Source organism: Streptococcus pacificus (genome assembly GCF_016481305.1).
Classification (GTDB): domain Bacteria; phylum Bacillota; class Bacilli; order Lactobacillales; family Streptococcaceae; genus Streptococcus; species Streptococcus pacificus.
This window is the reverse complement of record NZ_JAENBO010000004.1, coordinates 1-19600: the sequence shown is the minus strand read 5'-3', so window position 1 is coordinate 19600 and position 19600 is coordinate 1. Positions and strand designations below refer to the sequence as shown.

At 37.1% G+C, this 19600-nt stretch carries 21 protein-coding genes and 1 other RNA gene; 9 read left to right on the top strand and 13 right to left on the bottom strand.

From position 1 onward, the window contains the following. Positions 1-5 precede the first annotated feature (5 nt). The 6 genes from JHK62_RS05575 to ccdA2 all read right to left on the bottom strand — a co-directional run bounded on the left by JHK62_RS05575 (position 6) and on the right by ccdA2 (position 5411). A complete protein-coding gene (locus JHK62_RS05575; RefSeq protein ID WP_199575785.1) occupies positions 6-182 on the bottom strand; it encodes a hypothetical protein in 177 nt (58 codons plus the stop codon). A gap of 247 nt (positions 183-429) precedes the next feature. Further along, positions 430-2154 (bottom strand): cache domain-containing sensor histidine kinase, encoded by a 1725-nt coding sequence (locus tag JHK62_RS05570; protein WP_199575784.1) that lies wholly within the window; start codon positions 2152-2154, stop codon positions 430-432. Then, the gene (locus JHK62_RS05565; protein WP_199575783.1) at positions 2154-2885 is read right to left on the bottom strand and encodes a response regulator; all 732 of its coding nucleotides are present in this window, start codon (positions 2883-2885) and stop codon (positions 2154-2156) included. Before JHK62_RS05565 ends, JHK62_RS05570 begins: the two co-directional genes overlap by 1 nt. A 17-nt stretch (positions 2886-2902) precedes the next feature. Then, positions 2903-4030: a peptide-methionine (R)-S-oxide reductase MsrB gene (gene msrB, locus JHK62_RS05560; RefSeq protein WP_199575782.1), complete on the bottom strand. Its 1128-nt coding sequence runs from the start codon at positions 4028-4030 to the stop codon at positions 2903-2905. Between the two features lie 24 nt (positions 4031-4054). Beyond that, positions 4055-4681 (bottom strand): TlpA disulfide reductase family protein, encoded by a 627-nt coding sequence (locus JHK62_RS05555; protein WP_199575781.1) that lies wholly within the window; start codon positions 4679-4681, stop codon positions 4055-4057. A gap of 13 nt (positions 4682-4694) precedes the next feature. Further along, complete coding sequence (gene ccdA2 / locus JHK62_RS05550) at positions 4695-5411, bottom strand: thiol-disulfide oxidoreductase-associated membrane protein CcdA2 (RefSeq protein WP_199575780.1); 717 nt, start codon at positions 5409-5411, stop codon at positions 4695-4697. A gap of 304 nt (positions 5412-5715) precedes the next feature. Here ccdA2 and JHK62_RS05545 point away from each other — a divergent pair, with 304 nt between their 5' ends. After that, on the top strand, positions 5716-5916 hold the full coding sequence (locus tag JHK62_RS05545) for a cold-shock protein (RefSeq protein ID WP_018370365.1): 201 nt from the start codon (positions 5716-5718) through the stop codon (positions 5914-5916). Positions 5917-6002: 86 nt separating this feature from the next. Here the strand turns inward: JHK62_RS05545 and JHK62_RS05540 are convergent, their stop codons facing one another. From JHK62_RS05540 to JHK62_RS05525, 4 genes are all read right to left on the bottom strand, one after another. Further along, positions 6003-7985: an Ig-like domain-containing protein gene (locus JHK62_RS05540; RefSeq protein ID WP_199575779.1), complete on the bottom strand. Its 1983-nt coding sequence runs from the start codon at positions 7983-7985 to the stop codon at positions 6003-6005. Positions 7986-8216: 231 nt separating this feature from the next. After that, positions 8217-8315, bottom strand: an RNA gene (ffs, locus tag JHK62_RS05535) — signal recognition particle sRNA small type. 25 nt (positions 8316-8340) lie between these two features. After that, positions 8341-8838: a tRNA adenosine(34) deaminase TadA gene (gene tadA / locus JHK62_RS05530; RefSeq protein ID WP_199575778.1), complete on the bottom strand. Its 498-nt coding sequence runs from the start codon at positions 8836-8838 to the stop codon at positions 8341-8343. Next, positions 8838-9614, bottom strand: a complete 777-nt coding sequence (locus JHK62_RS05525) for an MBL fold metallo-hydrolase (RefSeq protein ID WP_199575777.1) — start codon at positions 9612-9614, stop codon at positions 8838-8840. Before JHK62_RS05525 ends, tadA begins: the two co-directional genes overlap by 1 nt. 138 nt (positions 9615-9752) lie before the next feature. Here JHK62_RS05525 and polA point away from each other — a divergent pair, with 138 nt between their 5' ends. Then, positions 9753-12389: a DNA polymerase I gene (gene polA, locus JHK62_RS05520; protein WP_199575776.1), complete on the top strand. Its 2637-nt coding sequence runs from the start codon at positions 9753-9755 to the stop codon at positions 12387-12389. Between the two features lie 10 nt (positions 12390-12399). Beyond that, positions 12400-12825, top strand: a complete 426-nt coding sequence (locus JHK62_RS05515) for a CoA-binding protein (RefSeq protein WP_199575775.1) — start codon at positions 12400-12402, stop codon at positions 12823-12825. Positions 12826-12872: 47 nt separating this feature from the next. Here JHK62_RS05515 and JHK62_RS05510 read toward each other — a convergent pair whose 3' ends face one another. After that, positions 12873-13628 (bottom strand): DUF975 family protein, encoded by a 756-nt coding sequence (locus JHK62_RS05510; RefSeq protein WP_199575774.1) that lies wholly within the window; start codon positions 13626-13628, stop codon positions 12873-12875. A 176-nt stretch (positions 13629-13804) separates the two neighbouring features. Between JHK62_RS05510 and tgt the strand changes: the two genes are divergently transcribed. From tgt to JHK62_RS05480, 6 genes are all read left to right on the top strand, one after another. Then, complete coding sequence (tgt, locus tag JHK62_RS05505) at positions 13805-14947, top strand: tRNA guanosine(34) transglycosylase Tgt (protein WP_199575773.1); 1143 nt, start codon at positions 13805-13807, stop codon at positions 14945-14947. A 177-nt stretch (positions 14948-15124) separates the two neighbouring features. Next, positions 15125-15400 (top strand): TIGR04197 family type VII secretion effector, encoded by a 276-nt coding sequence (locus JHK62_RS05500; protein WP_199575772.1) that lies wholly within the window; start codon positions 15125-15127, stop codon positions 15398-15400. After that, a complete protein-coding gene (locus JHK62_RS05495) occupies positions 15400-15759 on the top strand; it encodes a hypothetical protein (RefSeq protein ID WP_199575771.1) in 360 nt (119 codons plus the stop codon). The genes JHK62_RS05500 and JHK62_RS05495 overlap by 1 nt, the downstream gene beginning before the upstream one ends. After that, positions 15749-16429 (top strand): T7SS effector LXG polymorphic toxin, encoded by a 681-nt coding sequence (locus tag JHK62_RS05490; protein ID WP_199575770.1) that lies wholly within the window; start codon positions 15749-15751, stop codon positions 16427-16429. Before JHK62_RS05495 ends, JHK62_RS05490 begins: the two co-directional genes overlap by 11 nt. A 33-nt stretch (positions 16430-16462) precedes the next feature. Beyond that, entirely contained in the window at positions 16463-17344 is an 882-nt protein-coding gene (locus tag JHK62_RS05485) for a hypothetical protein (RefSeq protein ID WP_199575769.1), read from the top strand. Positions 17345-17356: 12 nt separating this feature from the next. Beyond that, on the top strand, positions 17357-18037 hold the full coding sequence (locus JHK62_RS05480; RefSeq protein WP_199575768.1) for a TipC family immunity protein: 681 nt from the start codon (positions 17357-17359) through the stop codon (positions 18035-18037). A 74-nt stretch (positions 18038-18111) separates the two neighbouring features. Here the strand turns inward: JHK62_RS05480 and JHK62_RS05475 are convergent, their stop codons facing one another. Further along, entirely contained in the window at positions 18112-19176 is a 1065-nt protein-coding gene (locus JHK62_RS05475; RefSeq protein WP_199575767.1) for an FUSC family protein, read from the bottom strand. Between the two features lie 254 nt (positions 19177-19430). Then, positions 19431-19583, bottom strand: coding sequence for an LPXTG cell wall anchor domain-containing protein (locus JHK62_RS08000; RefSeq protein ID WP_425507450.1), 153 nt, complete (start codon positions 19581-19583; stop codon positions 19431-19433). Positions 19584-19600: the final 17 nt, after the last annotated feature.

Here is a 19600-nt window from a genome sequence, read left to right as displayed (position 1 = left end):
TCCTATCACACTCTCTTAAGACAACTAATAGCAAATTTTTTAATCATTCCCTCAAATCCTTTATTTTCTAATTCATCTTCCAATTTTAAGCAAATAAATTGTCGAATTGAATTTTTTCGACTCTCAGAAATAACATTTCCTTTGTGATCATACCATTGATTTCCAATTTTTTTGATAGACATCCTCATTTCTCCTTTTTATTTTTATAACACTATTTTAAAGTATTTTAAAAATCTTTGACAAAAATGTCGTATCTTAGAATCGAAAACAAATCAAAAACAAGTTGTTTTTGCTTAAACAAAAAGAATAAGATTACTTTTTATTTTTACTATTTTTCATATATGACAAAAATAATTGTTACCATTATTAAAAGAGGCTAGGCTAGTAACATAGTTACAAAAGCACCTAACCTCTTTACTTTTTAGCTAATCAAGAATATACAGTGATTGAATACGATTTCGGGAAATATAGTTTAATCTCAGTGTACTGATTTTCTTTTGCATCTATTTCCATATGATAGTCTTCGCCAAATTGTAATTTTAAGCGCTGATCAACATTTTTTAAACCAACACCTCCACGGCTTAGTTTGGTTTGACTACCCTCAGACGATGGAGCAGTTGCCACCATCCCCTTACCATTGTCATAGATGCTAACAACCAGATGATTTTCTGTTTCTGTCACCGAAATCTTGATGAGTCCTGGACGATTGACTTCTTTAATACCATGATAAATCGCATTTTCAACGAGTGGTTGTAGAATCAGTTTTGGCAGCTGATAGTCGCTATAAGCTTCTATTGAAGAAATCTCATAGGACAACTTATCACCATAGCGTTGTTTTTGGATAAACAGGTATTGCTTGACATGTTCTAACTCATCTGTTAAAGCAATTTTTTCATTGCCTTTATTCAAAGCTAGTCTAAAGTACTTGGCTAATGATTTGGTGATTTCAACAACCTTTTCACTGTCGTTAAACTCTGCCATCCAAACGATGGTATCAAGCGTATTATAGAGAAAATGAGGATTAATTTGGCTGGCCAATGCCTCTAACTCAAAACGTCTAATATCTTGTTCTTTTTCCTTAATGGCTATCATCAAACTATCAATTCTATCTAGCATGTTATTAAATTGATGCGATAACTGCACTAGCTCAGGAGAACCTTTTTCAGCCGCTCTTAGATGGGCATTGCCTTGACCAATGGCTAGAATAATAGCTTGCAAATCACGAATCGGCTGCAGCCATAATTTTAAGATAAACCACATGGCGAAACCACTAATAATGACCGTTAATAGACCAATACCTACAAATGATAAGAGAATTTGTTTTTGAATCATCTGTAAAGAATCAAGCGATGCCACACCAATGAGGGTCCACTGACTATCAGACACTGGCAGTTGATAGACAAAATAGTGATTATCTTTGGTATACCCATCTTTTTGTGTGATAAATGGTGTCATCTCATCCATCTCTTCTTTAGACGAATAGACACTTTTTTGCGGATGGTAGATGAAGTCTTTTTGGTCATTGACAATAAAAGTAAAACCACTAGACCCTAGTTTTAATTGGTCTAAATAAGTCTCTAGAGTTTCGTAACCCGTATCTAATCTTAGAACACCAAGATTTTGTCCCTTATCATCAATAACTTCCTGAGTGATTGAAATCACCCATTCCTCATTTGAAACATCGGACATTTTTCTAAACGGCATAAGGACTGGCATTCCATTTTGATGAATGGCTTCTTGGTACCAAGATTCTTTCATCATGTCATCAGAAGTTGCCATCACCAAATCTTCATTTGTCGAAATGGTGTCGCCATTTTTACCAACAAAGATGATTGATACAAAATCCTTGTCCGTCTCTAAAATGGTTTGAAAGAGTTGATTGAGGTCTTCTTTCTTGCGACTATCAGCTTCTAAGGCATAATCTTTTAACTCTTGATTGGTTGCCAAACTATTAGTCGTCTGTTGTAGTTTTTGAAGATAGGTACTAATAAATTGTTGCCCTTGATTAAGGGTATCTCTGGTATTTTGTTCAGTTGTTTGACGAATGGCTGATGAACTGGTTTGGTAGTAAAGACCACCAACAGTGACAAGCAAGACAAAAACAATAATAAAAACATAAATCACTAATTGCACTAATAGTGGGTAGCGTTTCATTACTGTTCTCCTTTTTTAAATTGACTTGGCGTGACACCAACAACCTGCTTGAACCGTTGTGAAAAGTAGTTCATGTCCTCAAAACCCACTTGTTCAGCAATTTCATAAATTTTTAAATGCGTTGTTAATAAAAGACGTTTGGCTTTTTTTAGGCGCTCTTGAATCAAATAGTCTTGAAAACTCATCCCCAAGTCTTTTTTGATTAAGACACTTAGATAATTTGGGCTAAAAGACAGTTGGTTGGCAAGGGTTTTAAGAGACAAATTCACATCAGATAGTTGGTCTTGAATCAATTGCTCGATTTCTGATTGTGGGGATTGTTCCATAAGGCTTTCCAGTTGCGTCTTTTTTTTAGCCTCTTCTATTTTTGGAATGATTTGATGAAGAATCTGAAGCACATCTTCTTTTGAGAAGGGTTTTAAGAGATAATCATCAGCTCCAAGTTTTAAGGCAGATAAGGCATAATCAAAATCATCATAACCTGTTAAAAAGACAATGTGAGTCTGGGGAGAGTTTTCTTTGATGAGTTGGGCCAATTGAATCCCGTTCATGACAGGCATATTAATATCTGTCAGGATAATATCATAGTGTTTCTCTTCAAAGAGTTGCCAGGCTTCTTGGCCATTTTCTGCCTCATCAACACAAGTAATAGATAGTTTTTCAAAATCAACTAAAGAACGAATACCACGTCTTACTAGAGGTTCATCTTCAACAATTAATAATGAATACACATCTGACTCCTTATCCATTAATCAACATACTCAAGGAGATAACCATAACCTTGGCTTTCCATTTCAGCTTTTGGAATAAATTTGACTGATAAGCTGTTGATACAATATCTGAGACCACCTGCTTCTTTTGGACCATCAGTAAAGACATGGCCTAAATGAGAGTCTCCCACACGACTACGTGCTTCAATTCTTTCCATGTTAAAGCTGGTATCTTTTTCATAGTCAACCACATCAGGACTAATTGGACGGCTAAAGCTTGGCCAACCACAACCTGATTCAAATTTATCTTTAGATGAAAAGAGAGGTTCTCCAGTAGCAATATCAACATAAATGCCTGGCTCAAAATTATCCCAGTAACGATTTGAAAAAGCTCTTTCTGTCGCATTTTTTTGAGTGACATCATATTCTTCTGGAGTGAGTTTTTCTTTTAATTCCGCATCACTAGGTTTTTGATATTGACTATCATCAATGACAGGATAAGAGGCTTGGTTAACATTGATATGGCAGTAACCACCTGGATTTTTCTTTAGATAATCTTGGTGATACTCTTCAGCTAAAACATAATGGTTTAAAGGCTCTTTTTCAACCACAATCGGCTTGTCATATTTTTGTCCTTGTTGTTCAAAGACTTGATCGATCACCTGAACATCTGATGGATCGGTATAGTAAACACCAGTACGGTATTGTGTCCCACGGTCATTACCTTGTTTGTTAAGGCTGGTTGGGTCAATAATTCTAAAATAATGAAGGAGAATTTCTTTTAAAGAAATGGTATCGGCATCATAGGTCACGTGAACTGTTTCGGCGTGTCCTGTTTGAGAAACCAATTCATATTGAGTGGTGTCGCTTTTACCATTGGCATAGCCAGAAGTGGCATCGAGCACCCCGTCAACACGTGAAAAGTACTCTTCGACACCCCAGAAACAACCACCTGCTAAATAAATGTCTTTTTGATTTGTTGCTGTCATTTTTTTACCTTTCTTTTCTTTTGTGGCATCATTATTAGAATGATTCACAACAGTGTTTTTAATGTTCTCAATTGAGGATTGTGAGGTCATCTGATTTTTTCCAAAAAACCAAATCACTAAACCTAGTAGTATGAGACCACTCACAGCCATTAGGATGATTTTAAATTTGTTATCCATATTGTCCTCCTTATCATTATACCATTACTTTATTTCTTTTAAGGTTTTTTCAATATCACTTTTTTCCATAAATCCGATATGTGTTTTGACTAAAACACCATCACTTCCAATAAAAGCTGATGTTGGATAGGAACGAACACCGTAAGCTTTTAGTAGCTCGCCATCATTATCCAGTAAAACTGGCAGTTGATCATAACCTAATCCTTGGTACCATTTTTTAAATTCACTTTGCGTTTTCTCACCATTATGAGTTGGGGCTACAACTGATAACACAACATAATCGTCATCAGCCATCTCAGAGAGTTCAACAGTATCTTCTAGAGTCGCTAAACAAATAGAACACCATGAGGCCCAGAATTTAAGATAGACTTTTTTACCCTTATAATCTGAAAGATGATAAGTTTTTCCATCAACACCTGTTAGAGTGAAATCATAAGCCATCTCACCATCATTCATTGTTGCCATATCATCTGAACCCTGCATTTCTGAGTCTTTCATTTCAGTTTTTGAATCCTTGTTCATATCGTCTTTTTTAGTCATATTGCTAGTTGTTTTAGCCTCTTTAGGCATATTTTCTTGAGTCGTGTTTGAACATGCACCAAGAAGTCCTAAACAAACAAGACCTGTTGTTAATAATGTGATTTTTTTCATTGTTTTTCTCCTTTTATAAAGATGATTCAAAGAATGCTGCAAGAGCACCTAGTTGCCCAGTCATTAGTAGAATGCCCATGACAATAATCAAGGCACCGCCAATTTTTTTCATTGTGCTTAGATAAGGTTTTAGACGGTTAAAATGTTTAAGCATAGATGTTGAGGCCAGTGCCATCAACAAGAACGGTAAAGCCATCCCCAAAGTATAAGCAAGCATCAAAAAGCCACCTTGAACCGCACCACTTCCACCAGAAGCAGCAATCGCTAATACCGAGCTAAGAACTGGTCCAACACAAGGTGTCCAACCAAAACTAAAGGTAATACCTAGTAAGAAGGCACCATAAATATCGTTCCTTTTTTTATTGGGGTTAAAAGTAATACTTTTTTGCATTTGTAGTTTCTTAATAGTAATGATGTCCATTTGGTGAATACCAAGAATGATAACGATAGTTCCTAAAACATAACGGAACCAATCGGCATATAAAACAGCTCCTAAAAAGCCCGCACCATATCCTAGGATTAGAAAAATAGTTGATAGCCCAGCAATAAACGAGAGGGTTTTAATGAGACCATGCCAATAGACCTTCCTCCCTAAAATAGTGATGGTTCTCTCGTCATCTGAATCCAATAAAATACCGACATAAACCGGAAGTAGTGGAAAAATACAAGGTGAGAAAAATGATAATACTCCGGCTAGGAAAACCGAAATTAAAAATATAATCGTTTCCATACTGTCTCCTTTCTTTCGTTACCTTTAGTATAGTCTTCTTTTGTAGAATAAAATAGGAAGATTCTGATGGAAAAACTTGAATTTGATACGATAATGAAAAAAATAAAAAGAAATTGAATTGTCAAAAACCTTAATATTATAGCTTTTTAAGAGATTTTTATGTTTATTTTCAATATTTGAAGCTTTTTGGTATACATTGCTCCTCATTCGTGTTAGTATGAGAAAGTAGAGTTTCAAGAGTTATATTTGTGGTAACATATTTTTTCTCAAGAGTTTACAAATAATAAGAGAGGAAGTATGTTTAATGACACAAGGTACAGTAAAATGGTTTAACGCTGAAAAAGGCTTCGGTTTTATCAGCACTGAAGAAAGTGGCGATGTTTTCGCACATTTCTCAGCCATTCAAACAGATGGTTTTAAAACCATGGATGAAGGCCAAAAAGTAACATTTGATATTGAAGAAGGCGCACGCGGACTTCAAGCAGCAAATATTACATTAAGCTAAAAAATCGTCTCCCTTTGGGAGACTTTTTTGTTGCCTGCTTGATTGAACAACAAAAGCCCTAGCAAATTGCTAGAGCTTTTTAACTTTTAATTATTTTTTCTTTTTAAGAATAGATTAAATAAGATGGACCAAGCAACCAAGAAACTACCAATAATTGTGATAAATTGTCGATTATCTCCTGTTTTAGGGAGACCCTTTGAAGTGGATTTAGAAGTTCCTGATTGACTATTTTTTGATACTTCATTATTGATAGGTACTTTAGGTAAATCATTACTTGGAGCTGTATCTGGTATCTTAGTCTCTGGTACAAAGTCAGAAACTGGTAGGTCATAACTTGGAGCTGTGTCTGGTACCCTAGTTTCTGCAACAAAGTCAGAAACCGGTAAGTCATAACTTGGAGCTGTGTCTGGCACCTTGGTTTCTGGTACAAAGTCAGAAACCGGTAAGTCATAACTTGGAGCTGTGTCTGGTACCCTAGTTTCTGGTACAAAGTCAGAAACCGGTAAGTTATAACTTGGAGCTGTGTCTGGTACCCTAGTTTCTGCAACAAAATCAGAAACTGGTAAGTCATAACTTGGGGCTGTGTCTGGCACCTTAGTTTCTGGTACAAAGTCAGAAACTGGTAAGTCATAGCTTGGAGCTTTATCTGGCACCTTAGTTTCTGGCACAAAGTCAGAAACTGGTAAGTCATAACTTGGGGCTTTGCTTGGAATCTTAAATTGGCCTGATACCATGATTGTAGCCATCGGTCCTACTTCCCCAAAGGTATTGGTGATAAAAGCTTCTACAGATGCTCCCGGTTTAACTTCAAGTAGTTGACCATTAGTAAGAATAGCTTGCGTTACCTCATAGTCTTTTCCGTCAATGGTTAAAATATCACCTACTGCTGTACCGCTAGGTACTTTAACGGTTACGGCTACTGTGCCATCTGAGCCTACTTCATCTTGACTATAAACACCATCAGAACCTGGATCTTCATGAGTAAGTGTTGGTGCTTCTGGTACTGGCGCTAGAGTATAGGTTTTGGTTGCTACAATTGTGCCTTGATTGCCAACTGTATTAGTTGCAGTCAAAGAAGCATCAATTGTTTTATCGCTATCTGCTACTAAATCAGATCCCTTAACGGTGATACTAAAGTTCCCTTTGTCATCCACTTGACCTTGGTAATCAACACCATTTATTCTTAGATAAATGGTATCGCCTGCAGTAAAGACGCCACTGGCTTGACCAGTAATCACAATATCTGTTTGACCTTCTTGACTAGTGATGATGTTATCCATTGTAACATCGTTAATCATTAGTTGCGTGGTAGAAGCATCAGGGCGTGAGGCGTCTTCTGGAGCAGCTCTATCTGCTGCTACTTGCCCTTTATTACCTGCTTTATCAATGATGTAGGCAGAAAGGGTAGTGTCTGGAGCCACTTCTACTTCTTGACCATTTGCAATAATATCTTGAGTAATTGTATAAGACGCACCATTAATTATTAAAATATCACCAACTTCTGTATCAGTTGGAACAATAACCCTTGCTGTGATGGTACCATCAGGACCAACTTCTGGTATATTATAAACACCATCAGCTCCTGGATCTTCATAATTGATAGTGGGAGAAAGAGGTGCTATCGTATCAACAAAAACTTCAATAACATTTCCACTCCCCTGTGTTCCATCTAACGCATTATAATAAGCTCCTGACATTAAAGTAATTTTCCCTAACCCATTATAATTAGATAATGGAACAATAATTGCTGTCCACGTTTTGGCATCGTCTGTTGAGTATAAGTCAGTAATTCTTACGCCTTTAGTGTTAAAAGAATCCTTTCTTAAATAAAACACAGGTTCCTCAAATGTTATATGCAAAGTGGTTGATTTACCAATAGACAAAGTTGTCTCCTCTAGAGAAAATTCTTTAAAAGTGGTTGTGGCATAAACAATTGTTGGTGAGCCAAAAAGAGACGAATTAAATAGAAAACCACAAACAACTAAAACGGTTAGTAACCCTTTGATGCTAAGTTTATGAGAACAAAAAATATATGAGATATTAGATTTTAACTGATTAAATAAATTCAACGGTTTCTCCTTACTATTACTGTAACACTGAAATAAATTAATTATAAAATTTATGATATAAAATGTAGTTTTTAGTCTAACACAACCAATTATTAAAGTCCATTGATTTGACAAATAAAATGAATCAAATCAATTTTTAATTATTTTTGCCCTTTTTCTGCCCCCCAAAAAGCCCCAAAATTTTAACAATCGACATAAAAACCCTATGAAATCAAGATTTCATAGGGTTTTTAGAATAAACAAAAAAAGAGCACACAGCTTACATCGCTTAGGGCTGCTGGATTCCTCCCCTGACCCACTTCACGCAAAACTGTTGCTCCATAGTTTATTATAGCAGAATTTAAAATTTCTGCAACTAGTCTTCTGTCGTCTCATTTTTAAGTGTCACATTTTTCTCTCGCCGTTTTCGGAAAAAATCTTGCATGATTTGGGCACATTCAGCTTCAAGGACTCCTGTTTCCACAGCCACTCGGTGGTTAAGACGTTGATCACTTAAAATATCATAGAGGCTGCCTGCTGCACCAAACTTACTATTTTTAGCACCATAAACAACTGCTGTTATTCTTGCTAAGCCAATAGCACCACTACACATGACACAAGGTTCAATCGTAACAAATAAAGTAGTGTCCAGTAAGCGCCAATCGCCTTCTGACTGGTTGGCTTCATTGATGGCCATGATTTCTGCATGCATAATCGCTTGATTAAGTTCTTCTCTGGCGTTATGACCTCGTCCTATAATCTGACCCTCTTTAACAATGACGCAACCGATTGGAATCTCATCTTTTTCAAGCGAGCGATGGGCTTCTTTTAGGGCTTCTGACATAAAGTATTCTTTTTCGGCTTGACTATACATTACAGTTCTCCTAAATCCCAAGATTTATGAGGATGGGCCAATTCAACCGGAATACCGTTTGTATAATTAGTAGACTCTTGTCTTAAGATTTCCAAATAATCATCATCGTGTTTTCCGTCTTTTGAAAATTGTGGCAGGTGCGTCAAAACGAGTTTCTTCACTGCTGCTTCTTTAGCAATTTCACCTGCTTCTTTACTGGTCAAGTGGGCTGGATGATTTTCATTGCCCTCAAATAGATAAACATCTGCTAAAAACAAATCAGCATCCTTAGTGAAAGCTGCTAAATCATCAAAATAGCCAGTGTCTCCTGTGAAAACAAGAACTTGATTGGTAGCTTTTTCTGTAATTCTCATCGCATAACAAGGCACCGGATGAACGGTTTTGATAAAACTGATTTCAAAAGGACCAATGGTCTCAACACCAGAAACATTATAAGCAATACCTTGTGCCACATTAGGAAGGCTCAGTTTTGCAAATGCGTTTTTATCCTCATCATGACCATAAACAGGTAGCAGTTTAGGCTCCCAAAGTGTTTTAGGATAAAGAAGACGGTAGTGAAATAAAACGCCCAAATCGGCGATGTGATCTGGATGGTAGTGGCTAATAATGACAGCATCCACTGCTAGTGGACTCAGCTCTTTTTCCAGTTCGTTGATAGCGCGACTCCCCACATCCATCAAGAGTTGAAAACCGTCTGAACCAGTGACGAGATAACTCGTTGTACCAGCATCTTTATAAGGATAGGCTCCCCAACAGCCTAGAGTTGTTACTTTCATACCATTTCCCTCCTGTAATATCTTTATTATATCAAACTTATCAGCAATTGATAGCTCACAAAAAAATTTTGACAGAGTTTTCTTTACAAGGACATCTCACGCGCCCTTTAAAAGTACTACTTGTGGTATAATAAACCTATGAAAAATAAGAATAAATTACTATTAATTGATGGGTCATCCATCGCCTTTCGTGCTTTTTTTGCCTTGTACAATCAAATTGATCGCTTTAAAAATGCTAATGGTCTTCATACCAATGCTATTTATGGCTTTCATTTGATGCTTGATCACATGATGAAAAGGGTCAATCCTACTCATGTTTTAGTGGCTTTTGATGCAGGTAAAACGACTTTTAGAACCGAGATGTTTTCAGACTATAAAGCTGGCCGTGCAAAAACACCGGATGAGTTTAGAGAACAATTCCCCTTCATCAAAGAGATGCTGACAGCACTTGGCATCAAGTACTATGAACTTGATCGCTACGAAGCAGACGATATCATTGGAACTCTCGATAAACTCGCTGAAAATGGAGAGGTTTTTTATGATGTCACGATTGTCAGTGGTGATAAGGACCTGATTCAACTAACTGATGATAATACCGTGGTTGAAATTTCTAAAAAAGGGGTCTCAGAATTTGAAGAATTCACACCAGACTACCTGATGACAAAAATGGGGATTACTCCAACACAATTTATCGATTTGAAAGCTCTCATGGGTGATAAATCCGATAATATCCCAGGAGTCACCAAAATCGGTGAGAAGACTGGCCTAAAATTACTCTTGGAGCATGGCAGTCTTGAAGGCATTTATGCTAATATTGACAGTATGAAAGCCTCTAAGATGAAAGAAAATCTTATCCATGATAAAGAGCAAGCCTTTCTTTCAAAAACACTGGCAACCATTGATACCACTGCACCTATCACGATTGGTCTTGATGATTTGGCTTACCATGGTCCTGAGGTGGAAAAACTCTCACAATTTTATGATGACATGGGCTTTAAGCAATTAAAAGCTAGCCTATCTGGTGCTGGTCAAAAAGAAGTAGATGTGACCTTCACAGAAGTAACAGAACTTCAACCTGAGATGTTTAAGGATGATCAGTTTTATTATTTTGAGCTTCTGCGTCCTAACTACCATACAGAAAGCATCATTGGTTTTGCTTGGGGGAATAAGGATAAAATTTATGCTAGCTCTGATATCAAGCTCCTTCAATCAGATCTTTTTAAACAAGCCTTGTCTCAACCGATAAAAACCTATGATTTCAAGCGAAGCAAGGTCTTGCTTAACCATCTTGATGTGCCTTTAGCTGCTTGTGCCTTTGATAGTCGACTTGCCAAATATCTCTTATCAACGGTTGATGATAATGAGCTAGCAACCATTGCTCACCTCTATGGTCAAACACCACTAGCTGATGATAATGATGTCTATGGTAAAGGGGCAAAACGTGCCATCCCAGAGAAAGAACTACTCCTTACCCATCTTGCCAAAAAAATCCGCACTCTGGTGGAAACAGAACCGGTAATGACAAAAGCGTTGGAAAAAAACCAACAACTCGACTTACTCTTTGAGATGGAAATTCCTCTTTCCAATGTCCTAGCGAAAATGGAAATCGAAGGTATTTCTGTTGACAAAGCAACCTTGCAAGAAATGCAGGTCGAAAACGAATTGACCATTCAGCGCCTAACACGAGAAATCTATGAAATGGCAGGCGAAGAATTCAATATCAATTCGCCAAAACAGCTGGGCCATATCTTGTTTGAGAGAATGCAATTACCGCTTTGGGCCACCAAGAAAACCAAAACAGGTTATTCTACTGCCGTTGATGTCTTGGAAAAATTAGCACCTACTGCGCCAATTGTTGCTAAAATCTTAGACTATCGTCAGATTACCAAGCTCCAAAACACTTATGTTGTTGGCTTACAAGATTATATCTTGTCTGACGGAAAAATTCACACTTCCTATCTTCAAGACCTAACACAGACAGGTCGCCTATCAAGTGTCGATCCCAACCTTCAAAACATCCCTGTTCGTTTAGAACAAGGACGATTAATTCGAAAAGCCTTTACTGCTAATCAAGAAGACAGTGTGCTCTTAAGTTCTGACTACTCACAAATTGAACTAAGGGTTCTTGCCCACATTTCTAATGATGAACACCTGATTGATGCCTTCAATCACGGGGCAGATATTCATACAGCTACTGCCATGCGGGTTTTTGGTATTGAAAAACCAGAAGAGGTGAGCGCAAACGACCGCAGAAATGCTAAGGCTGTTAACTTCGGCGTTGTTTATGGAATTTCTGATTTTGGCCTGTCAAACAATCTTGGCATCACAAGAAAAGCAGCCAAGCAGTATATCGATACCTATTTTGAGCGCTATCCTGGCATTAAAGCCTACATGGATAATATTGTTAAAGACGCGCGTGACAAGGGTTATGTTGAAACACTCTTTCATCGTAGACGGGAACTCCCCGATATCCACTCGCGCAACTTTAATGTTAGAAATTTTGCCGAACGAACAGCTATCAATTCACCCATTCAAGGATCTGCAGCAGATATCTTAAAGGTTGCTATGATTAACCTTGACAAAGCCCTTGAAAATGGAAACTTCAAAGCCAAGATGCTCTTACAAGTCCATGACGAAATTGTCTTAGAAGTCCCTAAAGACGAATTAGAGACCATCAAGCATTTGGTCAAAGAGACGATGGAGTCTGCTTTTACACTAAAAGTACCGCTTATCGTTGACGACAATGCTGGAAAAACGTGGTATGAAGCCAAATAAGGAGATTATAATGACTTATCACTTTCAAAATCCTGATCAAGAAACCATTTTTAACTATCTAAAGGACAGTAAAACTATCGCAGTCGTTGGTTTGTCTAACCGACAAGAAAGCCCTGCCTATCGCGTTTCTGAGATAATGCAAAAAGCTGGCTATAAAATTATTCCAGTTAATCCAAGGCAGGCTGGAAAAACTATCTTAGGTGAATTAACCTATGCTTCCTTACAAGACATTCCTGACTCAATAGACATCGTTAATGTCTTTCGTCGTAGTGAGTTTTTACCTGAAGTGGCTAAAGACTTTATCACTACTGATGCTCGCATCTTTTGGGCACAACTAGGTCTTGAAAACGAAGAGGCAGAACAACTTTTAAGAAACAATCACCGCGATGACATCGTCATGAACCGTTGTATTAAAATTGAATATTTCAAGATGTAAAAAAGACTGTAGTTTTTCTCTTAGTGAGAAGACTACAGCCTTTTTTCTTACATCCATTTAATTGGAAGAGACATTTTTTGTAATTGTCTTTTTTCCTTTAACATTTTCTCATAAAAAATCGCATTACTAGTGATCAGATAAGGAAGCACATAAAAACTGGCTAGCCCAAACGTTACTCCCACCAAAACATACCAACCGATAAAACTCAGATGAAGGAAAAACAGTTGGCGTTTATAGCCTTTCATAAATTGTCGGCTGGTGGCGAGTAATACAAGCGGATTAACCCTTATGTTTTTTTGATAATACTCATAAAACAAGAGTTCAACAAAGAAATAACGGTAAAGGGTAATCAAGAACATCACAAGCGATAAAATGGCCAAACCAATGCCTGTTGGATTAATGCCACTTGTTAAAATCATAATATAGCCAAAAGAAAAGGCAAAAAACCAGACAAATAAAAGAAGGTTTTTCATTACCATGAGAATAAATAGGGGGATAAATAATTTGGTTTCAAAAGCCCGTTGACTATCAGAAAAATGGACGCTTTGGCGTTCCCCACGAATCACATCTAGCATGGTTAAAAGTGTAGAAATCACAAAAAAAGTCACTAGGGTGCTAAGAGCTAGTGTAAATAGATTTTTTCCCCAACTTGTTGTCGTTTGAACACTTACTGAGAGTTGCTCAAACATAGAAACACCCATATAAAATAGGGTTAACAAGACTGGTAGTAAGAAAAATTGATACTTGCCGGACAAGCGTTTGAGAGTTGTTCTGGCTTCTTTTTTAATGATTGATGGTTTCATTTTTACCCCTTCTCAAAAAGATAAACTTATTATAACACAGTTAGCATAAGAATGCTTTTTTGGACAACGCTAATGATTGGAGTTATCAAACAAAAAATGACAAATCTGACTTATTTTGATAAAATGAATAGGTTAAACTGCCTAGGACTGTTCTTCCTAGAAGCAAAGGAGAAAATATGACAACACAACCAATCAAATACCGTCTCATTAAAAAGGAAAAACACACGGGAGCAAGACTTGGTGAAATCATCACCCCACATGGTACTTTTCCGACACCAATGTTTATGCCGGTTGGGACACAGGCCACTGTTAAAACGCAGTCCCCTGAAGAACTAAAAGAAATGGGATCTGGTATCATCTTATCAAACACCTACCATCTTTGGTTACGTCCGGGTGATGAATTGATTGCTAAAGCAGGAGGTCTTCATCAATTCATGAACTGGGATCAACCGATTCTAACCGATAGCGGTGGCTTTCAAGTTTATTCTTTAGCTGATAGTCGCGATATCACCGAAGAAGGCGTTACCTTTAAAAATCATCTCAACGGCTCAAAAATGTTTTTATCACCGGAAAAAGCGATTAGTATTCAGAACAATCTAGGGAGCGATATCATGATGAGTTTCGATGAGTGCCCACAATTTTATCAACCCTATGACTATGTTAAAAAGAGTATTGAAAGAACCAGTCGTTGGGCAGAACGCGGACTAAAAGCCCACCGTCGCTCGCATGATCAAGGATTGTTTGGAATTGTTCAAGGGGCTGGCTTTGAAGATCTTCGCCGTCAATCAGCAAGCGATTTGGTTAGCATGGATTTCCCAGGCTACTCAATTGGCGGATTAGCGGTTGGGGAAACACATGAAGAAATGAATGCCGTTCTTGACTTTACAACACCTCTACTTCCTGAAAATAAACCACGCTACTTGATGGGTGTGGGAGCACCTGATAGTTTAATTGACGGGGTTATCCGTGGGGTTGATATGTTTGACTGTGTTCTTCCAACTCGTATTGCTAGAAACGGAACTTGTATGACGAGTGAAGGTCGCGTCGTGATTAAAAATGCGCAGTATGCTGAAGATTTTACTCCACTTGATCACAACTGTGACTGCTACACCTGTCAAAACTATACACGCGCCTATTTGCGCCATCTCTTAAAAGCAGATGAAACCTTTGGCATTAGACTCACCAGCTACCATAACCTCTACTTCCTCATCAACTTGATGAAACAAGTCAGAGAGGCCATCGTTAATGACAACCTTCTAGAATTTAGAGAAGATTTCATCGAACGCTATGGTTACAATCGATCAAAACGTAATTTTTAAACAGATGCAAAAAGCCCAAGAATTTGGGCTTTTGTGTTGATAATTTTTTCATAGATATTAATATCCAGAGTCACTACTATTGGTACGATAAGAACATTACTCATCGGCTTAATAGGTACAATTTAAAAGTTCTTATGTTATAATAAAAATAATAATATTACCATTGGAGAATATAAGATGACGCAAATCATTAGTAATCAAGAAAGAGTGGAAGAACACCAGCATACGATTGGTAATGCTCTTTCTCAATTATCTACGACGAGTTCACCTGTTAAAGATACTCTCTCTACCGTCAAGGGAAATGAAAAAGCACACGTTGTCATAGACAAAGCACAAAATCTAGCCAAGGAAGTGCAGTCAGCGATTATTGGTGCTACTGACCAGTTGCAATTTATTGCTAATCAGTTTAAAGAAAACGACGATAAAAATGCAAGACGGTTTGGAGAAAACTAATGGAAAACCTAGAAAAGCTAAAACAAGAAGAAAAACAAGTTCTTGCTCAGATGGCAGAAAATGATGACCACCAACAGTCCCTCAAAAAAATATTTGCTAGTTATGAAACCTATGACGATATGACCTATGGATTAGAACAGGCTGTTGGGGAAATCAGTTACCGTAGCCGTTATGCACATCAATTAAAAGATACAGCTCATTTCCTTAGAAAACAAAGCCGACAAACCATGGACAAACTTTTTAACGAGACCATCCGCCTAAGACGATTAGGTCATCAGTTGGAATTAAAGCAAGAAGAATTACGATACCTCACTTTAAAAGAAACCAATAAACTAAAAGAGGACAATCATGAGTATTAACATGTTTTTAGAACAGTCCCACCAGCAGGCAACCAGTGTCAATGACCTCTGTCAAAATCAGTTGACTGCCTATCAGGCCATCCAAAAAGCCATTGAAGGATTTGTTCAAGACACATCAAGTTTAAAAGGGGAGGCTTACACTGCAGCAAGGAACTACTTTGCTAATGTCTTATTGCCTCTATCACAAGGGGGAGAACTTTACGCCCAAGTACTCTCTCAAATAATCTTCAAACTTCCCAATGAGTACATCGAACGCGTTGACAGTAAGAGCTGGACTGAAGATGAACTTCTTCGAGCGATTGAACAAGAAAATAGACAAATAGCTCAAATTGAAATGAGTAACACCTTGTTGATAAACGCCACGCTCCCAAATGCTATTAAACAAGACTTGCGTTACAACAATTTGGAACTCCTACGTGGACATCAAGCTAACAAAAGAACCTATGAAACGATTTTAAACGATCTTCGTTCCTATCATCAATACTCAGCTGGTTTATTTGATGAATTGGCTGACATTGAAACACTAATGACCAAAGGCTTAAAAGCACTAAGTACCTCAAGCGATAAAAACAGTCACTTCCAATCATTAACTGACAACACCTGGGCAAGAGAACTCACCAGTCGTTTTGAGACTAGAGCATTGGCCATGACCAAAAAAGATAAATTCTAGTTACAACAACTGATAGTCCAATATGGATTTGATGTGGAAACGGCAAAACAAATTGTTACAGTTAAAAATAATATCGCTGAAAAATTCCCCAACTTTAGCCAGGAGAAAAAAGACTACATTTTTCTCAGATTAATGGGAAATGCTACCTATGACGACTGGAAATGGAGGGAGACCGCTGATCCTTTAGATCAGTTCTTCTATAGTCGAGAACAGTTACTATCTGGAAACAATGACATATCAACGATTGGTTTGTTTGAAAAACTCGGACTTTCACCTGACCAAGCTAAAAAGCTTCGTTATAATCTAAGACTACAAAATGACTTAGTAGATGAAAAAAGATTATCTTCTGACTCAGATTCCGACCATGATATTTATAAACAAAGGTATCAAGATACCTATGGTAGCGATGCGAACTTCGACCAGTTCTGGGATGACAGGGTGAAAGCCTTTTTCAATCATTCCGACTTTACCCACCAATCTATCACTATGGCTACTCATTTAAATACTATTTTTGGGATACCACATCTTTTGGGCCGTGAAACGGTTGAAGAGTTATCCGGATGGCGAGGTGATGCAACAGATGATGCCGATGTTAAACCAAGTATGGGGATTGATGATTACCAAGCTGATATAGATGCAGTTAATATTATTGAACGGATGAATAATGGTATTTCATACCGACAAGCTATGACTAGTTATTATCAAGAACTTAACCAACACTCGCCTTCAGCTTACTTCAGAGAAAAAGAATTTTTAAAACATAAAGATTTAGATGAGGTGAAAAACACCATTTTCAATAGTTTGGTGCCAGGAATAGTTTCTAAGGATAAAAAACTTGACTATATTGCTACTAACTATAAAGATTCAGGTGTTAAATTCTTTATCGAACAATTAGAGGCAGCTAGTCAAAATTAAAGGGGAAAAATATTGCCAAAAACAAATCGCATAGTCATTATCCTTATCAGCCTTTTGGCAACTATTGCTTTAACCGTTACTGGTCTTTATTATTACAATAATCGTATTCAAAATATTTTTGATGAAATGTATTATGATACCGGTGGCGCTGGAGAAATCAGTTATGACTTATTTGGGAAGCGTTATGAAGAGGGAAGCTATGTCTTTGGACAATTTAATGATGTAACGGTTAACTATAAAAATGTTTTAAATGTAGAAATGAATGATACTAGAGAAACCAAACCCTATGTCACTTATTATCAAGAAATTTTACCTCATCAGTACACTTATGCTAGAATTTATTTTCATTTTTTTGATAAAACAAATAAAGGCGTTGGGTTTTCATTTAGAAAAGAACTGACTGATGGAACAATCATTTCTATCTATGCTGAATATAACAAAAAGACAACTATTTTTAAAAAAGATGTTATCATCATTCTTGAACAAGGACAGGATAATACTCATCTTAGAGAAGAATCTGCGATTAAAGCCTATCTCAAAGAACATGACATTAGTGCAAAAGAGCTAGACAGGATCTACGATGAGTTGATGAATGACAAGATTTTAACTGACTGGACAACACTCTATGACAGTCAGTATTCTCCTAGTGATTATGGCAATGTCAAAGTGGTTACCCAGTGGGAAAATTGGTAGGAGTTTAGCTCTTCACCTATCTTTTGACACGTTTAAATAAACAATAAAAAGTGCCACACTTATGGCACTTTTTATTACTGATGATTCTCTTCGTCGCTGACTTCACTAATATTTTTAGTAACCGCTAGGTAATGATTAAGCATCAACCACATTAGCCAGGCTGTTCCAAAACCGATAAAACTACCTAATAAAACGCCAATAAAGCGAGATTGAAACAAGTGAAGCGATAAATCACTATTATTGGTAACAGACAACAAGATAACCATCGGAGTGATAAAAATATTAGCAACCGCGTAGTTTCTTGGAACATAGTATTGCGCCAAAGCGTAAAGGATGGTAATCAAAAGAATCAAAAGTACTCGAGACAAAGGCAAGACCAACAACAAGCTGGCAACAACTAGGCCAACAAAAGTACCTGCTAGGTATTGTAAATGTCGGTGTTTCAATGCTTCTAAGTTTTCAGCCAGTAAAATAGCCGCACAGGCAAGAGTCACCCAATAAGGATTACCCAGATGTAAACCGTGACTCAAGTAAACGGACATGAACAAGGCACTACTATAAAAGATAGCATCAACAAGTGCCAAAGGATCTTTAAAAAATCTTTCTTTAAAAGTATTGTGAGGTACAGCTACTTCTACTCGAGTCTCTGTTTTTTTGATGATAACAGCACCTATTAGGCTAATCACAATCCCCAAAAGGAAAAATAAAATAACTTCCACTAATTTTTTCTCAGGAATTGCTATGGTCGTTCCCATGGCTGCAACCATAACAAAAAAGATGCCTCCAGGTTTATGTACATTAAACAATCTAGTCAATAAGCGACTAATAAATGCAATAACCCCAACTACTAGTGGTGAAAACCAAGGAGAATAGGATGATAAAAACCCCAAGAGAAAGACCAGTAACAAAGACCCACCGATAATGCCAAGATTCCTAAGCAAATAGGGCATGGGAAGGTTTTGATAGTAAAAAAGGGTAAATAATCCTAATGAGGCAAAGTTAGAAATCAAAAAATCATTTCTCCAATAACCGACCATCAAAACGATAAAAATCGCAAAACCAATCATTAAAACACGGTAAGGATTATCAACCATAGGCTTTAGTGCAAAAAGAGATTTAAATTGTTTAAACATTGTCATGGTTATATTATAACACTTATTTTTGACAGCTCAATAAAAACCATCTCCACTAGCAGAGATGGTTTCATAAAGTCACTTTAAATACTACCCCAAACACTTTCAAGGATATTAGTTTGGTCGCGATCTGGTCTGAAATTTTCTTACTTAAAAGACTCCTTTACTTAAAAATAGAGTAAAGGAGTCTTTCTGATTAAAACAACTATCAAATCACTTAACTTTTTGATTATTGATAATATTGATATTTAGAAAAATGTTTAGTTGTTAGCGTAGCGTTTGTAAGCAAAGATACCTGCTAAGCCGGTTACCACTAAACCTACTAAACTAAAGAGTAGAGTTGATGACTCCCCAGTTTTTGGAAGTGGTTTTTCTGGATGATGAACATTTGTAATGTCATAACCCTTAATCACTGTGGTATAACCTTTAA